The organism is Burkholderia glumae LMG 2196 = ATCC 33617 (assembly GCF_000960995.1).
Lineage (GTDB): Bacteria > Pseudomonadota > Gammaproteobacteria > Burkholderiales > Burkholderiaceae > Burkholderia > Burkholderia glumae.
Map to the genome: position 1 here is coordinate 2,304,242 of NZ_CP009434.1, position 23,004 is coordinate 2,327,245.

Here is a 23,004-nt window from a genome sequence, read left to right on the forward strand (position 1 = left end):
GCGATCCGTACCGGAGCCCACCATGTTCGCCACCAACAGCACCTCGTCGATGTCGATGATGACCATCCCGGACGTCTGCAAGACGCCCTTGCTCGTGCCGGTGCCGCTGCCCTATCCGAACATCACGATGTCGACCACCCACATCCCGTCGGTGTTCAACGTGACGATCTGCGACGGGCTCGCGGAGAACCTGCTGACCGAAGGCACCATCAGCATGGGCGACGAGCCCGGCGTGCTGGGCGGCATCGTCTCGAACATCTTCATGGGCCCGGACCGCTACCTGATGGGCAGCTTCAAGGTGATGTTCGGGGTGGCGTTCGCGGCCCGCCTGACCTCGCTGGTCGGCATGAACGGCATGCCGTTCAACACCGTCGGCATGGCGATGGTGCCGGCCCAATGCAGTGTCCTGATCCTTTCCTGAACCATGAGCCGCTCGCCCCTCTCGCTGCGCTCTCACGCGCGCCTCGTCGCGGCCGGCGCCTGCTGCCTGCTCGCCGCCTGCAGCTGGCTCGGCTTCTCGAAATCCGCCGCGGTCTCGCAGGTCAAGGTGGTGGCCGAGGTCGGCGCCAACCAGAACGCGGCGACCCAGCTCGACCTGGTGTTCGTCTACGACAGCAACGTCACGGCGCTGCTGCCCGCCACCGGCCCCGACTGGTTCCAGAAGAAGGGCGCGCTGATGGCCGGCCTCGCCACCGCGATCGACGTGGTGAGCCTGCAGGTGCCGCCCGCCACGCTGGCCACCGCCGCGCTGCCCAGGCGCCACGGCAAGGCGATCGGCGTGTACGCCTACGCCAACTACCTGAGCGCCGCCGGCCAGCCCAAGGGCAACCTCACTCCCTACCAGAACGTAACGATCTGGCTCACGCCGACGACGGTGCTGTACAAGTCGCAGTGACGCCGCCCGCACCCGACACGAGCCACGGAACCCACAGGCCATGACGCCCAACGCCCCCCTCCCCGACGCAGTGCAATGGTCGGAAGGCATGATGCTCTCGCCCCAGCATCTGCAACAGAACGACCGCTACTGGCACGCGCATCTGCGCCATCGCCTGCAGGCCGTGGCGCCGCACTACTGGGGCGTGCTGACGCTGCGCTTCGAGATCGTCAAGGAGATCCTCAGCATCGGCGAGCTCGAATGCATCCTGCCCGACGGGCTGCTGGTCGCGTTCCCCGGCGGCCTGCCGCGCAATCCGCCCGGCAACGTCGAGATCGACGTCGGCGCGGCCTGCCGCAGCGGCGAGGCGCCGGTCAAGGTGTGGTGCGTGGTCAACCCGCGCGGCTCGCATGCCGCCGTGCAGGACAGCCAGGAGCGCCGCTACAACTCGGTGCTCGACGAGCCCAGCGTGGACGAGAACACCGGCGACGGCGCGCTGTCGCTGCCGCGCCTGCAGGTGCGCTTCCAGCTCCACCTCGGCACGATCTCGCCGGCGCCGCAGAGCGCCGTGCCGCTGCTCGAGTTCGTGCGCGGCGACAACCAGCAGCTGCAGGTCACCGCCTACCACGCGCCGATGCTGCGCATCGAGGCGGCCGACTGCCTCGGCCAGACGAGCCTCTGGCGCCAGCTGCACGCGTTCCACGACCGCCTGTGGGACAAGCTCTCGCAGCTCGCCGAGCCGGGCAGGTCCGGCGACACCGAGGACACCGCCGGCAACGAGCGCCGCCAGCATCTGGCCGCCGCGCGCCAGATCGGCGCGTGCCTGCCGCCGCTCTCCACGCTGCTGCACGGGCGCACCCATCCCGAGGCGCTCTACCAGGCGCTCGCGCGGATCGTCGGCGCGGTGTCGGGCATCGGCCCCAACCCGCTGCCGCTGCTGATGAAGCCGTATCAGCACGACGACTGCCAGCCGCAGTTCCAGCAGGCCATGGCGTTCGTCGCCAACCGGCTGGACACGGTCGATACGCGCTACGAGACGCTCGCGTTCCTGCGCACCGACCAGCACGACGCCAGCCTGCCCGAGGCCTGCTTCGAGCGCCGCCTGCCGGCCGGCATGGGCGACGACCTGATCGTCGAGCTCGAGCCGCGCGAGGCGCAGACGCCCTCGCAACTGCAGGCGTGGCTCGACGAGGCGATGATCGCCGACGCCGCGCTGATGCCGCTGCTGCGCCGCGCGCGGGTGGCCGGCGCGACGGCGCGGCCGTTGCAGCCGCACGAGATCGAGCGCGAGAAGCTGCGCCCGCAGGCCTGCCTGTTCTGGGTGAGGAACCAGCCGCTCGCGCTCGACGACCAGGGCGCGCAGACCGCGTTCGGCGACAGCGCGATGCTGCAGATCGTCGGCCGCAAGAACGACGGCCTGCCGGCCGCGATCGTGCTGTATCGCCGCAAGCAGAAGAACGGCGCGAGCGCCGGCGCCGCGCCGGCGCCGTCCGGGGACCAGCATGCGTGACGCCCCGCACTGGCCGCAGCCGCATCCGGGCACGCCCGATCTGGTGGCGCGCTTCGCCGACTTCTACCAGGAGCTGGCCGCCATCAAGGCCGCCCAGACGGGCGGCTGGCTGGCCGTCTATCTGGCCGGCGACGGCGCGCCCCAGCCCGTCACCGGCAGCGAGTTCGCCAAGCGCGTGAGCGCGCGGCTGCTCGCCCTGCTGCAACGCCAGGAGCGCCGCCACGCCGACGAGGCCGACACCGCGGCCGGGCGCGCGGAGCGGCAGGCGCGCTACCTGATGGCGGCGCTCGCCGACGAGGTGCTGATCTTCGAGCTCGACTGGCCCGGGCGCGACGCCTGGCTGCCGGTGCTGCTGGAGCAGGCGATGTTCGGATCGAGCAACGCGGGCTCGCGGTTCTTCTCGATGGCCGAGCAGCTGATCCAGGACACCGCGCGCACCGCGCTGCAAGCCGAGCTCGCCTCGGTGTTCCTGCTCGCGATGGAGCTGGGCTTCAAGGGCCGCTACCGCGCGCGCCAGGCGCAGCCGCAGCTGGAACGGATCCGCGGCCAGCTCTACCAGGTCGTGTTCGCCGCCAGCGGCAAGCTCGACGACGAGCAGCCGGCATTCGCCGAGGCCTACGCGTATCCGCTCACGGGCCGCCGCGACGAGCGCCTCGCGCCGCTGTCGCCGTGGCGCAATCTCGGGCTCTACGGGTTGATCGGCTACCTCGTGCTGTCGGTGATCGCGTGGTTCGTGCTGATGCACCCGTTCGAACATTATCTGAATGGCTAGTCACGGCCTGAGCAGGAGCGCATTCGTGGACGCAATACTGAAATCGACCGCCTGGCTGAAGGCGCAGACCGGCTGGGCACCCGCTGCCGGCACGCTGAAGCTGGTGCTGGGCGTGCTGGCCGCCCTGCTCGCGCTGGCCGTGCTGGCGAAGCTGGCCGGCAAGCTGTGGGCCAGGCTCGGGCCGCTCCTGAAGGCGCCGGCCGTGCCGCCGCTGTGCGGCTGCGAGCCCGCCGCCGAGACCCGCGCGAAGGGCTGGATCGAACGCGCCTCGCTTGCCCTCGACTATTTGCGCACCGGGCGCGAGTGGCGCTACGCGACGCCCTGGCTGCTGGTGCTCGGCCAGGCCGGGGCCGGCAAGACCAGCCTGCTCGAATCGGTCGGCCCGCAGCACACGCAGCCGCTCGGCGAGCGGCAGCAGAGCCTCGCGCTGGAAGGCGCGAGCTGGCACGCGATCGACCAGAGCCTGGTGCTCGATCCGCTCGGCAAGTGGCCCGAGGCGGCCGCCAGCGCGATGCTCGACAGCGGCACGGCGGACGGCGCCGATGCGCGCCGCTGGCTGAAGTTCCTCGACCAGCTCGACGCGCTGCGCCCCGAGCGCGCGCTCGACGGCATCGTGCTGGTGGTGTGCGCCACCACCTTCCTGCAGCGCGACCCGGCCCGCCTGATGGCCGCCGCGCAGAACGCGCGCCAGCAGCTGCGCACCATCGAGGACCGGCTCGAATTCGCACTGCCCGTCTATGTCGTGGTCACCGCCTGCGATCACGTCGAGGGCTTCGGCGCGTTCTGGCGCTCGCAGGCGCCGCAGCGGCACACCGAGATGGTGGGCTGGTCGGCGCCGAGCCAGACCTTCGACACGCCGCCCACCCAGTGGGGCGCGCAGATCTTCGCGGCGATCGGCGCCCAGCTGCGCGCGCTGCAGGTGGAGACCGCCGCGCACTGCGAGCGGATCGCCGCCGACGACGCCGACCCGATGTTCCTCTACCCGCTGCGCTTCGCGCAGTTGCAGGGGCCGTTCGAGCAGTGGCTGTCGGTGGTGTTCCAGGTATCGGCCTGGGAGACCACCTTCTTCCTGCGCGGCGTCTATTTCACCGGCCTCGTCGCCGAGCCCGGCGAGCCGCTCGAAGCGCGCGACGGCCCGCGCCGCGACGTGGCGTTCGTGCGCGACCTGATGCTCGAGAAGGTGCTCGCGGAGAAGCATCTGGCGCGCCCGACGCGCGCCGGCGTGTGGTCGCGCAACCTGCTGATCCGCCGCGTGCAGTGGGCCTGCGTGATCGGCTTCTCGCTGCTGCTGCTGGCGTTCGCCGTGCGGGTGTGGATGATCGACGCGCAGATCGGCCGGGTGATCCAGGCGCTCGAGCGCATGCAGCAGCTGCAGGCACCCGCGCCCGGCGCCGGCTGCATCGCGCAGGCGCCCGTCTATCAGCTGATCGAGCAGGTCGCGCAGATCGACGCCGACGCCAGCAGCTGGCTGCTGCCGGCGTCGCTGTTCGATTCGCGGCTGAGCCACCAGAGCGCGCGGCGCGTGATCGACACCGCGTTGCGCAAGGTGATCCTGCCGGGGCTCGCGTGCCAGCTGTCGCAACGCGCCTACGCGCTCGGCAACGAGGCCAATCGCGGCATCTCCGCCGGGCTCGGCTACACCCAGGCGCTCGACCAGCTCCAAGGCTTCGTGCAGCAGGCCGACCAGTACGAGCGCAACGCGGCGCGCTTCCAGCGCCTGCTGGGCAAGACCCCCTACGCGCGCGAGCGCGTGCCGTTGCCCGGCTTCTTCGATCTGGTCGAATACGCCTACCGCACGCCGGTGCCGCCGTATCTGCGCGCGCATGCCGGCCTGCTGCCCGTCACCCTCGGCGATCTCACCGAGCGCGATTTCAGCGGCGAGATCGCCACCCCGCCGCAGCTCAGGCAGAGCGTCGGCAATCACATCGTCGCGCTGGCCGCGCAGGCGGGCAGCCTGCTGCAGGCCGAACTGCAATCGGGCCTGCCGCTGCTCGAACAGCTGCAGGCCAGGCAGCAGCCGATCCTCGCGCACGTCAGGCAGTTCACGCACTGGCTGAACTGGATCCGCACCGCGTGGCTCGGCTCCAGCGCCGCCGCCAACCCGATCCTGACGGTGCAGAACCAGCTGCTCGCGAGCCTGCAGCCGCTGGTCGCCGACTTCGGCTATCCGTCCTACATCCAGGCCCAGGTCAGCGCGCAATTCGACGCCGCGCATCAGTATCCGCTCGCGATGCAGACGCTGAACGCGCTGACGCTGCCCGGCTACGGCGCGCTGTTCGTCAACGTCAACGGCCAGATCACGCTGAACCCGGCGATGCAGGGCGAGCTGACCGGCCTCGACGCGCTCGGCAGCCTCGGCTACATGTCGATCGATCCGCTCGCCAGCTTCAGCTGCACGGGCAAGCTCGCCAACTGGAGCCAGGGCCTGCTCAAGGACGCCGCCCAGTACCCGGCCGACTACCGGAAGTTCCTGGCCCAGCCGATGCTCAAGGGCGGCCAGCCCGACGCGCTCTATCGCCAGCTCGCGCGCTACCAGCTCGAACTGGCGATGAACAACCAGCTCGCGCAGGCGCAGGCCGCGGCCGGCTACGCCGCGAGCGGCACCGACACCAGCACCGAGGCGCAGCAGAGCGCCGACAGCGGCAATTTCGCGGCCGTCGCGCCGCTGGTGCTGAACGTGGAGCAGCAGTTCCGCGCGCTGGGCATGGACGGCAGCGCCACGCAGCTCACGCAGTGCGCGCACCAGTACGCCAACAGCCAGCTCGGCCGCATCTCGCTGCTGGCCGACCAGAGCCAGCTGTATCAGCCGGCCTACCTGCCCGCCTCGCCGGCCCCGGACGCCTACTTCTTCGATCTCGGCAGCACGCCGGTGGTGACCGACATGCTGGCGCGCCAGGTCAGCCGCGTGCAGGTGCTGGTCGGCTACGCCCAGCCGTTCCTGACCTATCTCGGGCAGGCCGGGCCGTCGGCCTCGAACGCGAGCGCCAACACCGCCAACGCGGCCTACTGGAACAACACCGCCAGCGAACTCAGGCGCTACACGCAGGGCAAGGACCCGAACTCGCAGCCGGCCGTGCTCGACAACCTGTTCCTGAAGCTGCTGCCGGCGCTGCAGAACGACAACTGCGGCGAGCAGCTGGCCGCGTACTCGTCGCCCGCGCTCGGCAACGATCTGTTCTCGAACTACCGCGGCCAGCTCATGCAGGGCGTGCAGATGCACTGCAAGGGCGAGCGTTACGCGCAGGCGCAGAACGCGTTCCAGCCGGTGGCGAGCCGCTTCACGCGCGACCTGGCGGGCCGCTATCCGTTCGGCACGCTCGACGCCGACGACGCCAGCCTCGACGCCGTGAAGGGCTTCTTCACCGACTACGAGGGCCGGCGCGCCGCACTGCAGAAGCAGGTGGCGGGCATCAACGATCCGTACTGGAAGAGCGTGCGGCAGTTCCTCGCGCAGCTCGATCAGGTGGACGCGTTCCTGCAGGGCAACGTGGTGCCGGGCACGGCGCCGGGCGACCCCGCCGCCGATCCGCTGCTGAGCCTGAACGTCAACTTCCGCGCCCTCAAGCCCGGCGCGAACGGCAGCAACCAGATCATCGAGATGAACCTGGTGTCGGGCGCCAAGGGCGCCTCGTTCCCGAACGGCGGCAGCACCCTGGACTGGCAGTTCGGGCAGCCGCTGGTGCTCGACCTGTCGTGGGCCGGCCTCTCGCCGTGGCGGCCGTCGCTGGCCGTCGGCGCGCCCGATCTGCAGGTGGACGGCAACACCGCGTCGTTCGCGGCCGCCGGCAACTGGGCGCTGCTGCGTATGATGGAGCGCCATCGGCCCAGCGCGGATCCGGCCACCGATCCGCGCGACGCCACGCGCTCGCTGCTGCAGTTCGACGTGCCGGTGCTCGATTCGAGCCGCGCCGGCAGCCCGGCCACCGATACCGCACACGTATTCCTCGGTATCCGGCTGTCGAACGTCAACGCGAAAACCCCGACGCCGCTGAAATTGCCGGCGGTATTCCCGATCTCGGTTCCTCCCTTGACGCCACGACCATGAATCCATCGCTTCTTGCCGACGCCCGGCAGCATTTCGAACAGACCCTGCGGATTTCCTTCGACGCGCTGCTCGCGCCGGTCGAGATGTACCCGCCGTGCGGACGGCCGGCGCGCGAGTGCCGCAGCTACAGCCAGATCAACCAGGAGCGGCGCCATGACGACCCGAGCCTGCCGCTCGGGGCCTGGCAGCGCGACCTGAAGCGCACCGACTGGCTCAAGGTCAGCCATCTGGTCGCGGACATGCTGCTCCACGACAGCAAGGACATGCAGCTGCTGGCCTGGCTCTACGAGGCGCAGATCAAGCAATACGGCTTCGCCGGCATCGCGCCGACGCTGGTGCTGCTGCGCGAGATGGTCTCGCGCTACTGGAACGAGATCCACCCGTTCGGGAGCGAGGGCGATTTCGAGCATCGCGCCAACCTGATCCGCTCGATCTCCGACAAGCATCTCGCGGCGCTGCGGCTCACGCCGCTGCTGCGCCTGGAGGGCGGCAAGACCTATTGCTGGGCCGACTGGGAGCGCGCGCATCGCCATGAGCGCATGCGCGCCGGCGGCCATGCCGAGCTGCCCGCCGAGGGCGCCACGCTGGAGGAGCTGCAGGGGGCGCTGAACGCCACCGCGAGCGCCGATTTCCTGACGCTGCGCGCGCGGCTCTGCGACGCGCTGCAGGCGATCGCCGAGATGAGCGCGGCGCTCGATCCGCGCTTCGGCAACGAGGCGCCGAGCATGGGCAAGACCATCGAGCTGCTGGAGACGATCCGCTCGCTGGTCGACGGCGAACTGCACACGCGCGGCGTGCGCACCGAGCCTGAAGCGCCGCTGCAGGCCGATGCCACGGCCGATGACGCCGCGCCCGCTGCAACCGAGCCGCACGACACGCCGGGCGCGGCCGCCGCCGCGCCTGGGGGCGGCCCGATCGCGAGCCGCGCCGACGCCTACGCGCGCCTCGAGGAAATCGCCGAGTACCTGATGCGCCAGGAGCCGCACAGCCCGGTGCCGTACCTGGTGCGGCGCGCCACGCTGTGGGGCCGCATGAACACGGCCGAGCTGTATCAGGAGCTGTTCCTGAGGCTCGGCGGGCAGCTGAACATCTTCGAGATGGTGGGGATCGAGAATCCCGGCAGCCCCGAACGGCAGGCATAAGCGAAGCGGGCACGACGCGAGGGCACCGACATGCAGAACCCCATCCTGACCATCGACACCGGAGATTCGGCGCGAGGCCGCGAGCCGTCTGCCGGCGACGCGTCGCTGGATGCGCTGCTGAGTCTGCTGAGCGAACACGACTGGCAGGCCGCGGCCCTGGTGCGGCATCTGCCCGAGCTGCTGCGGCAGGCCCCGACGCTCGACGCGGCGCGGCGCCTGCCCTGGCTGATCGGCCTGCAACGCGGCTGGCAGCGCGACCGGGACGCGCTCGATCCGGACGCGCGGCGCGCGCTGCTCGAACTGGCCTGCCGCTGGGCCAACTGGCCGCTCGCGATCGCGGTGGGTGAATCGCTCGTGCCGGTGCACCGGCTCGACGAGTCGGCCAGCCGGTTCCTCCGCGACGCCTATCTCGCGATGGGTCACATCGAGGCGGCCATCGATCTGGCGGTGTCGATGCAGCTCGCCTATCCCGCGCGGCGCGAGCATGCCGAGGCTTATCGCCAGCTCGTCGCCTGGCGCGAGTGGCGGCATCGCAACACGCTGCCGGTGGGCGAGGTCGCGCACGAGGACGATCCGCTGCGTCTGGAGCCGCTGGGGCACCAGCACATCGACGATTTCGGTTGGCAGTACTACGATCCGGAAATCGCGAAGCGCTGCTGCCTGCCTCGCTTCGAACATGCCGGGGCATGGCACGACTGGCTCGACCAATCCTATGCGCACGGCGACCAGCAACTGTTCGCCGTCATGCATCGGCAGTGGGGCTGCATCGGCTGCGTCGGCCTGATCCAGCATCGCGACGTCGGCCTGTTCTACTACTGGATCGGACGCGACTTCCAGGGCTACGGGTTCGGCCCCGGAGCGGCCGCGCAGCTGCTGGCCGCCGCCCACCGCCATGCCGGCATGCGCTGTTGCTATGCCAAGGTCTACGACTACAACCAGCCGTCGCGTTCGGCGCTGCTGAAGATCGGCTTCGCCGATACCGGGCTGCGTGCCGCCGCGCCGCACGACGACCAATTGTTCTATCGGATCGGCGAGCCGGATTCGGATGCGCGCGTCGCGCTCGAGGTGCACACGCTGATGGCGCGACTCGACTCGGAGTTGCGGATCGCGATGCCGCTGACGAAACTCGGCGGGGCCATGCATGCCTGACGTGTCCGCCGCATCCGCGACACGCGTGCATACGCCATCGTCAGGGCAGACAAACCAATCGGGAGGCCGGATGAGCAGCAGCGACAAGCCCAGACCGACATCGGGGCACTGGATCGGCACGCAGCCGGCCCTGCCGGAAAACATTCCGACAACGCTGCCCCCCAAGCAGCAGCGAATCGTCCACGACTATCTGACGGGCACGAACATGAACCTGCAGCACGGCAGCATGGAAACGCTGGTGCAGCGCGCCGATGCGCATCATCGCTGGGCGAGCGTCGAGAACCGCATCCTGCACGATACCGACACGCAGTTGCGCAGCAGCCAATCCGAGCATTTCCGACTCAGCAGCCAGATGATCCACGACGAGCGGCGGGTGCTGGCGGAACGGGCCGACAGCATCCGCCGCTCGTCGGTCACGCCTGCGCCGTCAGTCGATCCGACCAAGCCCCAGCAGCAGGAATGGCATCCCCAACGGCTGGGGCAGGTGCGGCAAGTCACCGAGTTCACGCCGCAGAGCGAGGGCGACGGCTACCGGGAGCCCGCCGAAATGCTGATTCGCGGACAACGGGGACCGCTGACCGAGACACAGTCGCCCCAGCTTCAGCCCGCACGGCGTCGATCTCTCCCTGGATCCCGACTCGAGCTTGCGCGACCAGCAAGGCATCCCCGTCATGATGGGCACGTCGGGCACCGCCTCGGACGTGACGCGCTTCCATCGCTACGCCCTCGACCATCTGCCCTCCTCCTCGCAACAGCCGGCGACCCAATCGCACGGCGATCTTCGGCTGCTGGCCGATCTGAGCTTTCACTATCTGCGCACCGGCCCGGTGGTCGGCCAGGTCAACGCCAGCATCGCCGCGCACGAGCAGCGGCAGAACCTGCAGAAGATCGAGGACCGGACCGCGCCGCGCTCGCCGATGGCCACGCAGACCCACAGCTACATGGAGGTGCGCGACGGCGTCATGGCAACAGGCCGGACCGAGCCTCAACCGAAGTCGAAACTCTGACGGCGCGTCACCGGGCAGGCGCGTCGGCTTTCCCTTCCCTACCCGTCAACCACCAGGAGAACTCATGAGCACTATTTTTCGCAGGTCAGTCCAGGGCGCCGTAGGCGTCGCGGCGATGTCCCTGCCTTCGTTCGGCCATGCCGAAGCCGTGGGGCAGCGCAATCAATTCGCGCAGCGGATCGAGCATTTCGACAACCCTTACGCGCAAGGCGTCAGGCTCGCCAATTCCTTGCTCACCCGCGCCCAGGTACCGCTGGCGAACACCGCGGCCGATCACATGTTCGAGGCGATCCAGGCAGTCGAAGACCGAAGGATTTCCAGCACCACGGCTGCGACGTTCCATGAAACCGCGGGATTCGCGCGCAGCTTCGTCGAATCGGCTCGCCAGCGCAACATAAGCGGCATGTCGTCGTCGATGCTCGGTGTGATCGCCGCGCCGCTGCGTGGCATGGCGGTCAATCTCGCCGCCTCGCAAACTGCGGGCTCGCTCGAAAACGACGCACGGGAAAGGTTCGGATTCGACGGCTTCTGAGGCAAAGGCGGCGGCGGCACGCCTGCTGTCGTCGCCGGTCCGGCTCGGCCCCGCGTTCTCAGGCCTCGTCCGGCTCCGGCACGATCAGCGTCTGGCTGCCGGCGTCGCCGCTCTCCCCGCTGCGCGCCGACGCGTGGCGCCCCGCGCCGTCGCCGTCGAGCCGCTCGCGCACCTCGCGCGGCAGCCGGTGCGTGAGGATGGTCTGCGCGCGGCGCGGCAGTTCGAGTTCGATCGCGGCGAGCGGCTGCTGGCGCGGCGAGCGCCCGGCGCCGCCGGCATGCTCGATGGTGGCGGCGCGCCGGTCCTCGTCGCCGGGTGCGCGCGTGCCGAGCACGGGGCGCGTCGCGCCGTTCGGCACGATCAGCTCGACACGCTGCGCATCGCCGCGCAGGCGCAGCGTCACGGGGGAACAGGGCTGGTCTTTTCGCATCACGGGCTCACCGGGGATCGAACGCGCGGGCGAGCCCACGCAGCACAAGGAAACCGCGGCGTACCGCTCGCGCGGCACGCCGCCCACCATCCGTTCAAGCGGCCTCGGCCGATCCGGAGCGAACCGTCCGATGGCACGCATCTACCAGACCAACCACATGGGCGAGGCGCATTTTCGCGTCAACCTCTCCGACCGCGGCAGCGCCGACCTGCTGGTCCGTCGCGTGAGCAGCTGGGGGCTCGCGCACGGCGACGCGCACTGGTACATCACGCGCGACAAGCAGGATGCCGAGGTGTGGCTGTGCTTCACGAGCCTCGGCATGGCGCAGTTCAAGGTCTGCTTCGTCGACAGCTACGGCGAGGCGGGCTGGCAGCGGTCCCACCCGCTGCAGGGGCGCCTCGGGCGCTGAACCGCGCGGGCGCGCCGGCCCCGCCTCGTCACGCGCGTTCGCGCGGCGCGCGCCACAGCACGCGGTTGCCGATCGGCACGCGCGCCACCTCGCCGCGCGCGAGCAGCAAGTCGAGCGCCGCCTGCGTGATGTCGAGCGGCAGTTCCTCGCCTTGCGCGCCGACCCAGAAATAGTGAACGCCTTCGACCGTGTCGGCCGCGGCGGGACGCCTTTGCAGATACTGCGCGATTAGGGCGGCGACGTGCTGAACCAACGCGTCATTCATGAAGCGCACCTTGCCGTCAAGAATTCGTCAAGCCGAAAGCTTACCTCAACCGCCACGCCCGGCTCAGTTCGAGCGATCGCGCACCAGGCCGTGCTTGCGCACCAGCTTGCCGAACGCGCTGCGCTCCTCGCCCGCGAGCCGCGCGGCCTGCGAGAGATTGCCGTCCGCCTCGGCCAGCAGCCGCCGCAGGTAATCGATCTCGAAGCTGGCGATCGCCGCCGCGCGCCCGCTCTTCAACGGGCGCGCGGCAGCGTGCGCGATGCCCTCCGAGCCGGCCGCGCCAGCCGCGCCGCCGAGCCGCACGAAACCGTCCTCGCTGAGCAGCACGGCGCGATGCACGGCGTTCTCGAGCTCGCGCACGTTGCCCGGCCACGCGTGGCTGCGCAGATGCGGGTAGGAGTCCTCGTGAAGCCGCATCCCGGGCTTCGCGTAGCGCGTGCGCAGCCGGTCGAGAAACGCCTCGGCCAGTTCGACCACGTCGCCGCCGCGCTCGCGCACGGGCGGAATCCGCAGCATCACCACGTCGAGGCGGTACAGCAGGTCGCGCCGGAACTGCCGCGTCTCGGCCAGCGCGGCCAGATCGGCGTTGCTGGCCACCACCACGCGCACGTCCGCCTGGCGGATCCGCGTGCCGCCCACGCGCCGGTAGCTGCCGTCCTGCAGGAAGCGCAGCAGCGCGGCCTGCGCCTTCAGGCCGAGCGCGTCGATTTCGTCGAGGAACAGCGTGCCGCCCTCGGCCTCGCCGATCAGGCCGTCGCTGACGAGCTTGGCGTCGGTGAACGCGCCGCGTTCATGGCCGAACAGCTCGCTTTCGACCAGCGCCTCCGGCAGCGCGCCGCAATTGACGGGAACGAACGGCGCCTGGCGGCGCCCGCTCAGGTAATGGATGGCCCGCACCGCGAGCTCCTTGCCCGTGCCGGTCTCGCCGAGCACGGTTACCGGCACGTCGACGCCCGCGATCTTCTCGATCTGGCGCCTGACCGCCTCCATGATGTCGGACGAGCCGAGCATGTTGAGACGGGAACACTGGTTCATACGCACTCCGAAGCTGGTCGATTGCCCTGCGACGGCGGGCGCTGGAAGGACGCCGCGGCGGAGCGGTTTTATTGTCGGGCGGTAGGGCTGCACATGCCTGGTGACGGCCAGGTCGGACCCGAGCGGGCCTGCCTGCGCGCTGCGAATGCTCCCCGTTACCGCCGCCGTTCGCACGGCGCCGAGCATCCTGCGCGGCCATAATCGTAATTAGTATTGACCGGCGTGAAAAGAGATTTCTTGAAGCAATGGCTGGAAATAGGTAGGTAGATATGCAAATCAATCCGGGTGAATTGATCAATCCACCGATTCGACACCGCAGGTATACCCGCATTTAATACGGCATACCCTCCGGCATGCGATCGAAGCGATATTAACGGTCGCCGGCGCAACAACTTTAGGGTCGCGCCCGGCTTTTTCCGACACCGCGGAAAGCCTTGGCAGCGGCCCGGCAGGCGCCGCGCGGATTGATTTTCCCGCGCGGCACCGGTTTTCCGGACGCGCGCGAATGGATTCCATTCTGGACGCAAACGATTTACCGGCAATCCGGCAATCCGGCAATCCGGCAATCATTTCGCAATGCAATCCGGCCTCGTCAAGCCGGGGCGTGAATGCGCCGGCGGGCGCGGGCAACGAAATGCCCCATCAAACAAGTCAGCAATATGACGTAGGCAAATGATTTATGTTGGTTTAAGGACATCGGCCGGCACCGAAGCGGTAGCGCGAGCCCCGGGTGGCTGCGGTGAGGCACGCCGAACCGCGTGCAGGTGGAGGCGCTCGCGGTGCCGGTGCCGCAAGCGCATGCCGCCGGCCGGCGGCCAGACACGGGGGCGTGCATGCGGCCGCCCCTCGTCGCCCCTTGTCGCCCCATGTCGTCCCTCGTCGCTGCGCTTGCCGCGCCCGTGGCCGGCAGCTTCGGCGCCGGGCCGGCGGGTCAGTCCCGCCCGTCCTCGTGCGGACCGGTCTCGACGTCGTATTCGTCGTCGGGCGGCTCCTCGCCCTCGACGTCGGGGCTGAACGTCACGTCATTGGCGTCCCAGTCGACCTCCACGTCGTCGAGGAATGCCTCCGCGTCGCTGTCGTCGGTCACCTCGTCGGGCAGGTCCAGCGAAATGGTGGCCATCACGTCACCGTCGAGCGTGATCTCGTGTTCGCTGTTCTCGTCGTTCGAATCGATGTAGTAGACCGTGACGCTGGCGCGTCCGCTCACCTCGATGCCGCTGTCGGGCGCGTCGCCCGGCGTGAAGTCGAGTTCGATGACGGTCGCATCGGTGATGGTGGCGGGCGGATCCCAGTTCACGTCGCGATGGTCGAGATCGGTTTCCTGGCCGATCAGCCGATCGCGAATGCCGTCCTCGATCTGCGCCACGAAGCTCGGATCATCGAAAAGCCCTTTCAGGAACGCGCTCATGTTTCCCCTCGATGTTCGGCGGTTAGGTTCTCCCGCGAGGCAGCATACCATTGCGTCGCGGCGCGCGCCGGCCAATCCGAAGGCTCGAGGCTGATCGGCCGGGCCGGCTGGCTCCAGCCGGTTCGTGCCCGGATGCGCCATGCGCGAAGCCGGGGCGCGCTCCGGCTCGCCGCGCCGCCGCACGCTCAGCGCGGCACGGCCAGTACCCGGTCGCCGGCCACCACGTACACGGCCTCGCCGGCCGCCCGCGCCGCCGCTCCCACCTCGAAGCCGCCGGTGAATTCGCCGAAGGCCGGCAGCACGCCGGCCCGCGCGCCGAACCGGAAGCACGGCAGGCGCACGCGGTCGGCGCCCGCCGCGAGCCGCAGCACCGGATGCTCGTGGCCGGCCAGCGCATAGGCGCCGTCCACCAGGCACGGATGATGGCAGAGCGCCCACGGCCCGAGCCGATACGGCTCGCTCACGCGCTCGATGCCGAACCCGGCCGGCAGCGCGCCCGCATGCCGGTCGTGATTGCCCTCCACCAGCACGAGCTGCAGCGCCGCGTGCCGCGTGCGCCACGCGCGCAGCGCGCTCAGCAGTTCCTCGGCATGCGCCTCGCGCGCGTGCAGCAGATCGCCGAGGAACACGATCGAGGCCGGCCGATGCGCCGCGATCAGGCGCTCCAGCCGCGCCAGCGCCACGCCGGTGGCGCCGGCCGGCACCGGGATGCCGCGCGCGCGGAACACGGCGTCCTTGCCCAGATGCGCGTCCGCCACGAACAGGCTGCGCCGCGCCGGATCGAACGCCGCGCGCCCGGCCGACAGCTGCAGCGCATGCCCGGCCAGCTCGATCGTCAGGGTCTCCTCAGTCATGCGCCGCCTCGCGCCGCGCCGTATTCTCGAGCGCCGCCAGCATGCGCTCGACGCGATCGGCCAGTTGCTCGGTGCTGACCTTCTCGCGCAGGCGCGCGACGATCAGCGGAAACGCGAACGGCGTGGGCCGGGCCGGCTGCGTCAGCACCAGCCGGCTCTCGCGCATGCGCGAGAGCGCGTCCCGGATGCGCCGCGCCTCGAGCTCCTCCAGCATGACCTCGCGCTCGGCCTGCGCGAGCAGCAGGTTCTCGCGGTCGTGCTGGCGGAACACCTCGTAGAACAGGCTGCTCGACGCCTGCAGCTGGCGCGCGCTCTTCTGCTGCCCGGGATGGCCCTGGAACACCAGCCCCGAGACGCGCGCGATCTCCCGGAACCGGCGCGCGGCCAGCTCGGAGGCGTTGAGGCTCGCGAGCATGTCCTGCTCCAGCCGGTCCGGCGAAAACAGGCCGCCGTCGATCAGCGCCGGCCAGTCGAAAGGCTGCGCCGACAGCAGTTCGAAGCCGTAGTCGTTCACCGAGATCGAGAACGTGCTGGGCTGCTCGCGCGCGACGCGCCACGCGATCAGCGCGCCGAGCCCGACATGCGCCATGCGGCCGGCGAACGGATAGCAGAACAGGTGATGGCCCTCGCGCGTGCGCAGGCACTCGACCACCAGCACGCCGGGGCCCGGCAGCGCCGACCAGCGTGCCTGCAGCGCCAGCAGCGGCGCCACCGCGCGCAGCTCCGGTTCGCCGTCGGCCGCGCCGTCGCGCGCGCGCGCGAGCATCACCAGCACCGCGTCGGCCAGTTCCGACGACAGCGGCATCCGGCTGCCCGCCCATTGCGCGAGCGCGCCGCGCGAGCGGGCCGCGCGCCGCACGTAGGCCGTCATGTCGCGCACGCGCACGAGTTCGAGCGCGCGGCCGGCGAAGGTGAAGACGTCGCCGGGCTTCAGGCGCGAGACGAATGCCTCCTCGATCGTGCCGATGCGCCCGCCCGTCAGCCAGGCCACGTTGATGCTGGCATTGGCCACGATCGTGCCGACGTTGTTGCGATGCCGCCGCGCCAGGTCCTCGCGCGGCACGCGATAGACGCCGTCGGCATCGGCCGCCACGCGGTGATAGTCGGGATAGGCCGACAGCGAGGCGCCGCCGCGCTCGACGAAGGCCAGTGCCCAGTCGAACTCGGCCTGCGCGAGATCGCGATAGGCGTAGGCCGTGCGCACCTCGTCGTAGAGCGCGCGCGGCCTGAAGCCGCCGCCGATCGCCACCGTCACCAGATGCTGCACCAGCACGTCGAGCGGCTTGAGCGGCATCTCGCGCCCCTCGATGCGGCCCGCGCCGATGGCCCAGCGCGCGGCGGCGGCCTCCACCAGCTCCAGCGCATGGGTCGGCACGATGGTCACGCGCGAGGTGCGGCCGGGCGCGTGGCCCGAGCGGCCGGCGCGCTGCATCAGGCGCGCCACGCCCTTCGGCGAGCCGATCTGGAACACGCGCTCGACCGGCAGGAAATCGACCCCGAGGTCGAGGCTCGAGGTGCAGACCACGGCCTTGAGCTTGCCGTTCTTGAGGCCGAGTTCGACCCAGTCGCGCACCGACTGGTCGAGCGAGCCGTGATGCAGCGCGATCAGCCCGGCCCAGTCGGGCCGCCGTTCAAGCAGCGCCTGATACCAGCCTTCCGCCTGCGAGCGCGTGTTGGTGAACACCAGCGAGCTGCGCGCGGCGTCGATCTGGTCGGCCACGGCGCCCACCTGCCGCATGCCGAGATGGCCGGCCCACGGGAAGCGCTCGATGGTCTCGGGTATCAGCGTATCGACCACCAGCGGCTTCGGCTGCGCGCCGCGCACCATCACGCGCGGCGTGCGCACCGCGTGCAGCAGCGCGTCGTGCGCGAGCGCGAGATTGCCGAGCGTGGCCGACAGCCCCCATACCTGCAATGCCGGGCGCCAGCCGGCGAGCCGCGCGAGGGCGAGCTGGGTCTGGGTGCCGCGCTTGTTGCCGAGCAGTTCGTGCCACTCGTCCACCACCACCAGCCGCAGCCGCGCGAGCGTCTCGCGCGCGTCGGCGCGCGTGAGCAGCAGCGACAGGCTCTCGGGCGTGGTGACGAGCGCCGACGGCAGGCGGCGGTTCTGCCGGCTGCGCTCGGCCGATGGCGTGTCGCCGGTGCGCAGCCCCACCGTCCACGGCACGCCGAGGCCCGACACGGCCGCTTGCAGGGCACGCGCCGTGTCGGCCGCGAGCGCGCGCATCGGCGTGACCCAGAGCACGGTCAGCGGCGCCGGCAGGCGGCCCGCGCGCACGGCGGCCGGCGCGCCCGGCTCCGCAGGGGCCGCGCGCGCGCCGTCGAGATCCGCGCCGTCGAGATCCGCGCCGTCGGCAGCGGCGGCGCCGCCCCCCTCGTCGCCCGCATAGGCGGCCAGCGCGCCGAGCCAGACCGCCCAGGTCTTGCCGGCCCCCGTGGTGGCATGCAGCAGCCCGCTCGCGCCGCGTGCGATCTCGCGCCAGACCTCCTCCTGGAACGCGAACGGCTGCCGGTCCTGCGCCGCCAGCCACGCCGCGATGCGCGGCCCGATCGGCCGGCGCGCGGCGGCCGCGTCGAAGGCGAACGGCGCGGGCCGAAACGCCTGGGCGGCCGCATCGAGCTTGGCCTGCGCCGCGCGCGTGCGCGGCATGCGGCGCCCGCGCGGCCGGCGGCGCTGCGCATCCGCCGCATCCGCGGCGTCGCGCGACGCGGCGGGATCGCCGCCGGCAGCGGCGCCATCGTGTTCACGGCCGTGCCGCTCGCCGGTGCCGCGCGCCCCGCTCATGCCGGCGCTCCGTTCAGAAAGCCCTTGAGCATCTCCAGCGTGTCCGCCTCGTCGATCGACTTGTCGGTGCGCCAGCGCAGCATGCGCGGGAACCGCACGGCGATGCCCGACTTGTGGCGCGGGCTCGCCTGGATGCCTTCGAAGCCGATCTCGAACACCAGCGTGGGCGTGACGCTGCGCACCGGGCCGAACTTCTCGATGGTGGTCTTGCGCACCACCGCGTCCACCTGGCGCATCTCCTCGTCGGTCAGCCCGGAATAGGCCTTGGCGAACGGCACGAGGGTACGCACGCCGCCGGCCTCGTCCCACACCGCGAACGTGAAGTCGGTATAGAGGCTCGCGCGCCGGCCGTGGCCGCGCTGCGCGTAGAGCAGCACCGCGTCGATCGCATACGGCTCGATCTTCCACTTCCACCAGACCCCGGAGGCCTTGGTGCGGCCGACGCCGTACTCCGACGCCGCCGCCTTCAGCATCAGCCCTTCCACGCCGCGCGCGCGGCTCTCGGCGCGCCGCGCGGCGAGCGCCGGCCAGCCGTCCGCCGTCACGCGCGGCGAGACCCGCAGCAGATCGACGGCGAGCGTGCGCGAGAGCGCCGCGGCCAGCGCCTCGAGCCGCGTGCGCCGCGTCGCGAGCGGCACGGCGCGCAGGTCGCGGCCCTCGGCTTCGAGCAGGTCGTAGGCGAGCAGCGCCGCCGGGGAATCGGCCAGCACCTTCCTGGTCAGGGACTTGCGCGTGATGCGCGGCTGCAGGCGCGCGAACGGCAGCGGCGCAGCGGCGCCCGGCTCCCAGGCGAGAATCTCGCCGTCGATCACGGTGCCGTCGGGCAGTGCCTCGCCGAGCGCGGCCAGCTCCGGAAAACGCTCGGTCACGAGGTCCTCGCCGCGCGACCAGAGCCAGACGCGGCCCGCGCGCTTGACGAGCTGGGCGCGAATGCCGTCCCACTTCCATTCGACGATCCAGTCCTCGACCGGCCCGAGCGTGGCCGGATCGGCCTGCAGCGGGTGGGCGAGGAAGAACGGATACGGCAGGCCGAGGTCGCTTTCGTGCGGCCTCGCCGGATCGTCGCCGTCGCCGGCCGGCGCGATCAGCCGCAGATAACGCGCGGCGCTCGGCGTCTGGCGCGAATCGGTCCAGCCGACCATGCGCTGCGCGATGCGCTTGTGATCGACGCCCGCCACCTGCGCGAGCGCGCGCACCACCAGCTGGCGCGACACGCCCACCCGGAAGCCGCCGCCGATCAGCTTGGTGAGCAGGAAGCGCTCGCTCCAGTCGAGTTCGTCCCAGTAGCCGGCCAGGCGCTCGCGCAGCGCCGCGGCATCGAGGCCGCGCAGGCCCAGCACGCGCTGCTCGATCCACTGCGCGAGCCCCAGCGCCGATTCGCGCGCGGGCGGCGGCAGCACGTGGGCGATCGTCTCGGCCAGGTCGCCCACCGCCTGGTACGACTCCTCGAACAACCAGGCCGGCAGGCCGGCGCGCTCGCGCGCGGCCTCGGCCAGCACGCGCGTGGGCACGGTCTGGCGCGGCTTGCCGCCCGCGAGGAAATACGAGGCCCAGGCCGCATCCTCGGGCGCGGCGCTCGCGAAATAGGCGATCAGCGCCTCGAGCTTGACGTTGGTGGAGGTGGTCGCGTCGAGCGCGGCGTAGAGCGTCGCGAAGCGCTTCATCGCGGCCCGCCCGCGCTAGGCCCGGCCGCCTCGGCGGGGTCCCCCGCATCGAGCGCCTCGTCGCCGTATTCGGTGGCGAACGCGCCGGCGTCGAGCCCCTGCTCGGTGAGCCAGCGCACCATCGGCTCGATCTGGCCGTGCGTGACGATCACGCGCTCGGCGCCGCTCGCGCCGATCGCCTGCTGCAGGCCCGGCCAGTCGGCATGATCCGACAGCACGAAGCCGCGGTCCACGCCGCGCCGGCGCCGCGTGCCGCGCAGGCGCATCCAGCCCGACGCGAACGCGTCGCTGTAGTCGCCGAAGCGGCGCAGCCAGGCGCTGCCCTGCGCGGACGGCGGCGCGATGATCAGCGCGCCGCGAAACGCGGCCTTGTCGCGCGCCGCGATCTCGCTGACCAGGCGTGTGGCGGGCAGATCGACGCCGGCCTCGCGATAGGCGCGGTTCAGCGGCTCGACGGCACCGTGGCAGAAGATCGGGCCGATGCCGCGGTCGATCCCGGCCAGCACGCGCTGCGCCTTGCCGAACGCATAGCAGAACAGCACCGAGGCGCGCGCCTGCGCCGCGTTGTGCCGCCACCAGGCATCGATGCCGGCGAAGATGGCCGGCGCCGGCTCCCAGCGGTAGATCGGCAGGCCGAACGTCGATTCGGTGATGAAGGTGTCGCAGCGCACCGGCTCGAACGGCGCGCAGGTCGGATCGGGCTCGACCTTGTAGTCGCCGGAGGCCACCCAGACGCGCCCGCCGTGCTCGACGCGCACCTGCGCCGAGCCCAGCACGTGCCCGGCCGGATGCAGCGACACGCGCACGCCGCCGATCTCGATGCGCTCGCCGTAGGCCAGGCCCTGCACCTCGATGCCGGGCAGCCGCGAGCGCAGCACGCCGAGCCCCGGCTGCGCGGCCAGGTAGCGCGCATGCCCGGCGCGTGCGTGGTCGGCGTGCGCATGCGTGATCACGGCGCGCTCCACCGGGCGCCACGGATCGATGTGGAAGCCGCCCGCCGGGCAATAGAGCCCTTCGGGGCGAGCGACGATGAGGTCGGCGGCAGTGTCCAAGCGTGTCCGGTCTCCAGGGGTCGAGGCGGGCGAAACCCGGTGCCCCGAGTCTAGCCGATGGCCCGGCCAACGCGCCCGGCGCCCGGCGCGGGCTCAGGCGCCGGCCCCGGCCCTGGGCGGCCGGCTCGGCAAGGGCCTAGCGAAAATCGTTCCCGATCAGCCGGCCGCAGCGCGGGCGCGGGCGCGCCGCCGGGGCCGGCGGCGCAATCCGCATAGAAAATTCTTCTATGCTTTGCGTGAATTGATCGCAACTTTGGAGTTTTTTTCCCGGTCGGCGCTCGTATCATTTCGCATGCTTTAGACGAGTAATGGCACGCCACGGACATGACCGAGAACAATACACTGCACTACCTCGATTACGCTGCCACCACGCCGGTCGACCCGCGCGTGATCGAATCGATGGCGGCCTGCCTCGGCGCCGACGGCATCTTCGGCAACCCCGCCTCGAATTCGCATCGCGCCGGGCGGCTCGCGCGCGACAAGGTCGAGCACGCGCGTGCCCAGGTGGCCGCGTTGATCGGCGCCGACGCGGACGAGATCGTCTGGACCTCGGGGGCCACCGAATCGAACAACCTCGCGCTCAAGGGCTACGCGGACCAGGCCGCCGACCGGCGCCACCTGGTGACGAGCCGCATCGAGCACAAGGCCGTGCTCGACACGATGGAGAGCCTTGCCTCGCGCGGCATGCCGGTGGACTACGTCGCGCCGACGCGCGACGGCGAGATCCGCCCCGAGGACGTGGCCGCGGCGCTTCGCCCCGACACGGGGCTCGTCTCGCTGATGCTCGTGAACAACGAGATCGGCACGCTCACCGACGTCGGCGCGATCGCGCGCCTGGTCCACGACGCGGGCGCCCTGCTCCACGTGGACGCGGCGCAGGCGCTCGGCAAGACGCCGATCGACGTGCATGCGCTCGGCATCGACCTGCTGTCGATGTCGGCGCACAAGGTGTACGGGCCGAAGGGAATCGGCGCGCTGTACGTGCGGCGCGGCCTGGCCGGCCGGATCGCGCCGCAGATGCACGGCGGCGGCCATGAATCGGGGCTGCGCTCGGGCACGCTCGCCACCCACCAGATCGTCGGCATGGGCCACGCCTGCGAGCTGGCGGCCCGCGAACTCGAGAGCGACACGGCGCGGATCACCGCGCTCGCCACGCGCCTGCGCGACGCGGTGCTCGCGATCGGCGGCGTCGAGCAGAACGCGCGCGCCGCGCGCCGCATTCCGCATACGCTGAGCCTGACCGTGACCGCGCCCGGCTTCCACCCCTTCATGCTCGACGAGGGGCTCGCCGTGTCGTCGACCTCGGCCTGCAATTCGGCGGCCGGCAAGCCTTCGCACGTGCTGACCGCGCTCGGCCTCGACGCCGCCGCCGCCGGCCGCACGGTGCGCATCAGCGTGGGCCGCTTCACGGGCGAGGACGACATCACGTTCGCCATCGACAGCTTCCGGCGCGCCATCGAGCAATGCCGCGCCACGGCGCAAAGCGGCTTCGCCGCCTCGCACCAGATCCAGCCGGACGACCTGAAGGCGATCCGCGGCGCGGGCTTCCGTGCCGTGATCTGCAACCGTCCCGACGGCGAAAGCGCCGACCAGCCGGCCTTCGCGGAGATCGCTGCGGCCGCGCGCGAGCTGGGCCTCGACGCGCGCTATCTGCCGGTCGAGGCGGCCGACCGGATCGGCGAGGCGCAGGTGGACGCGTTCGGCGCCATGCTCGACGCGCTGCCGAAGCCGGTGCTGGCCTACTGCGGCAGCGGCCGCCGCGCGGGCCTGCTGTGGGAGCGGCTGGCGCTGCGGCGCACGGCCTGAGGGGCGCGCCGGACGCGCCGGATTCGCGCTGCATGCCGAGCGGCGCACGGCGGATTGTGACGGCGGGCAGCGCGGCGCCGCTGCAGCCGCCCGACGCATCGCCCCCTGTCATCTGCGGCAGCGCCGGCCCCAGCGGCCCGATCACGCGCAGCAGCGCAGCAGCACTCCCCTGCCGCTAGCCCCCGCTAGCCCCCTCGTTCCCAGCGGCCGGCACGGCCGCGCGCGGCCCGCCCCAGACCGGCAAGCGGTCCGCCGCCCACCAGCG

At 71.3% G+C, this 23,004-nt stretch carries 21 protein-coding genes; 12 read left to right on the forward strand and 9 right to left on the reverse strand.

Going from position 1 to position 23,004, the window contains the following annotated elements; genetic code table 11:
- Positions 1–22: 22 nt before the first annotated feature.
- Genes KS03_RS10435 through KS03_RS10465 form a run of 7 tightly spaced genes read left to right on the forward strand, consistent with a single transcriptional unit; the run spans position 23 to position 9,492 of the window.
- Positions 23–421, forward strand: coding sequence for a DUF4150 domain-containing protein (locus KS03_RS10435; protein WP_012733552.1), 399 nt, complete (start codon positions 23–25; stop codon positions 419–421).
- Between the two features lie 3 nt (positions 422–424).
- Positions 425–895, forward strand: coding sequence for a hypothetical protein (locus KS03_RS10440; protein WP_012733551.1), 471 nt, complete (start codon positions 425–427; stop codon positions 893–895).
- 40 nt (positions 896–935) lie between these two features.
- Positions 936–2,384, forward strand: a complete 1,449-nt coding sequence (tssK, locus tag KS03_RS10445; RefSeq protein ID WP_012733550.1) for a type VI secretion system baseplate subunit TssK — start codon at positions 936–938, stop codon at positions 2,382–2,384.
- Positions 2,377–3,156, forward strand: a complete 780-nt coding sequence (locus KS03_RS10450; protein ID WP_012733549.1) for a DotU family type IV/VI secretion system protein — start codon at positions 2,377–2,379, stop codon at positions 3,154–3,156. Before tssK ends, KS03_RS10450 begins: the two co-directional genes overlap by 8 nt.
- A 25-nt stretch (positions 3,157–3,181) precedes the next feature.
- The gene (locus tag KS03_RS10455) at positions 3,182–7,201 is read left to right on the forward strand and encodes a type VI secretion system protein (RefSeq protein ID WP_012733548.1); all 4,020 of its coding nucleotides are present in this window, start codon (positions 3,182–3,184) and stop codon (positions 7,199–7,201) included.
- Positions 7,198–8,343 carry a type VI secretion system protein TssA gene (gene tssA, locus KS03_RS10460; RefSeq protein WP_012733547.1) on the forward strand — a complete coding sequence of 382 codons (1,146 nt, stop codon included), beginning with the start codon at positions 7,198–7,200 and terminating at the stop codon, positions 8,341–8,343. Before KS03_RS10455 ends, tssA begins: the two co-directional genes overlap by 4 nt.
- 30 nt (positions 8,344–8,373) lie before the next feature.
- Positions 8,374–9,492: a GNAT family N-acetyltransferase gene (locus KS03_RS10465; RefSeq protein WP_017432327.1), complete on the forward strand. Its 1,119-nt coding sequence runs from the start codon at positions 8,374–8,376 to the stop codon at positions 9,490–9,492.
- 40 nt (positions 9,493–9,532) lie between these two features.
- On the opposite strand, the gene KS03_RS32010 is transcribed toward KS03_RS10465, so the two are convergent.
- The gene (locus tag KS03_RS32010; protein ID WP_153478680.1) at positions 9,533–9,853 is read right to left on the reverse strand and encodes a hypothetical protein; all 321 of its coding nucleotides are present in this window, start codon (positions 9,851–9,853) and stop codon (positions 9,533–9,535) included.
- A gap of 310 nt (positions 9,854–10,163) precedes the next feature.
- Here KS03_RS32010 and KS03_RS10475 point away from each other — a divergent pair, with 310 nt between their 5' ends.
- A complete protein-coding gene (locus tag KS03_RS10475; RefSeq protein ID WP_017432330.1) occupies positions 10,164–10,499 on the forward strand; it encodes a hypothetical protein in 336 nt (111 codons plus the stop codon).
- Between the two features lie 229 nt (positions 10,500–10,728).
- Positions 10,729–11,031 carry a hypothetical protein gene (locus tag KS03_RS10480; RefSeq protein ID WP_230674391.1) on the forward strand — a complete coding sequence of 101 codons (303 nt, stop codon included), beginning with the start codon at positions 10,729–10,731 and terminating at the stop codon, positions 11,029–11,031.
- Positions 11,032–11,089: 58 nt separating this feature from the next.
- Here KS03_RS10480 and KS03_RS10485 read toward each other — a convergent pair whose 3' ends face one another.
- Positions 11,090–11,464: a hypothetical protein gene (locus tag KS03_RS10485; RefSeq protein ID WP_127913860.1), complete on the reverse strand. Its 375-nt coding sequence runs from the start codon at positions 11,462–11,464 to the stop codon at positions 11,090–11,092.
- A 127-nt stretch (positions 11,465–11,591) separates the two neighbouring features.
- Between KS03_RS10485 and KS03_RS10490 the strand changes: the two genes are divergently transcribed.
- Entirely contained in the window at positions 11,592–11,870 is a 279-nt protein-coding gene (locus KS03_RS10490; RefSeq protein ID WP_017432332.1) for a 7(1) septoil knot domain-containing protein, read from the forward strand.
- Positions 11,871–11,898: 28 nt separating this feature from the next.
- On the opposite strand, the gene KS03_RS10495 is transcribed toward KS03_RS10490, so the two are convergent.
- Both KS03_RS10495 and KS03_RS10500 read right to left on the reverse strand, forming a co-directional pair.
- Complete coding sequence (locus KS03_RS10495; RefSeq protein ID WP_017425208.1) at positions 11,899–12,135, reverse strand: hypothetical protein; 237 nt, start codon at positions 12,133–12,135, stop codon at positions 11,899–11,901.
- A 63-nt stretch (positions 12,136–12,198) separates the two neighbouring features.
- On the reverse strand, positions 12,199–13,170 hold the full coding sequence (locus tag KS03_RS10500; RefSeq protein WP_012733546.1) for a sigma 54-interacting transcriptional regulator: 972 nt from the start codon (positions 13,168–13,170) through the stop codon (positions 12,199–12,201).
- Positions 13,171–13,675: 505 nt separating this feature from the next.
- Between KS03_RS10500 and KS03_RS32015 the strand changes: the two genes are divergently transcribed.
- Entirely contained in the window at positions 13,676–13,846 is a 171-nt protein-coding gene (locus KS03_RS32015) for a hypothetical protein (RefSeq protein WP_158335145.1), read from the forward strand.
- A gap of 255 nt (positions 13,847–14,101) precedes the next feature.
- Here KS03_RS32015 and KS03_RS10505 read toward each other — a convergent pair whose 3' ends face one another.
- The 5 genes from KS03_RS10505 to KS03_RS10525 all read right to left on the reverse strand — a co-directional run bounded on the left by KS03_RS10505 (position 14,102) and on the right by KS03_RS10525 (position 20,933).
- On the reverse strand, positions 14,102–14,578 hold the full coding sequence (locus KS03_RS10505; protein ID WP_017432333.1) for a hypothetical protein: 477 nt from the start codon (positions 14,576–14,578) through the stop codon (positions 14,102–14,104).
- Between the two features lie 185 nt (positions 14,579–14,763).
- Positions 14,764–15,432 carry a ligase-associated DNA damage response endonuclease PdeM gene (gene pdeM, locus KS03_RS10510; RefSeq protein WP_039201545.1) on the reverse strand — a complete coding sequence of 223 codons (669 nt, stop codon included), beginning with the start codon at positions 15,430–15,432 and terminating at the stop codon, positions 14,764–14,766.
- Positions 15,425–18,217 (reverse strand): ligase-associated DNA damage response DEXH box helicase, encoded by a 2,793-nt coding sequence (locus KS03_RS10515; RefSeq protein ID WP_039201548.1) that lies wholly within the window; start codon positions 18,215–18,217, stop codon positions 15,425–15,427. Before KS03_RS10515 ends, pdeM begins: the two co-directional genes overlap by 8 nt.
- Positions 18,214–19,881: an ATP-dependent DNA ligase gene (locus KS03_RS10520; RefSeq protein ID WP_012733543.1), complete on the reverse strand. Its 1,668-nt coding sequence runs from the start codon at positions 19,879–19,881 to the stop codon at positions 18,214–18,216. Before KS03_RS10520 ends, KS03_RS10515 begins: the two co-directional genes overlap by 4 nt.
- Positions 19,878–20,933 carry a ligase-associated DNA damage response exonuclease gene (locus KS03_RS10525; RefSeq protein WP_012733542.1) on the reverse strand — a complete coding sequence of 352 codons (1,056 nt, stop codon included), beginning with the start codon at positions 20,931–20,933 and terminating at the stop codon, positions 19,878–19,880. The genes KS03_RS10520 and KS03_RS10525 overlap by 4 nt, the downstream gene beginning before the upstream one ends.
- Positions 20,934–21,257: 324 nt before the next feature.
- Between KS03_RS10525 and KS03_RS10530 the strand changes: the two genes are divergently transcribed.
- Entirely contained in the window at positions 21,258–22,739 is a 1,482-nt protein-coding gene (locus KS03_RS10530) for an aminotransferase class V-fold PLP-dependent enzyme (protein WP_012733541.1), read from the forward strand.
- Positions 22,740–23,004 lie beyond the last annotated feature (265 nt).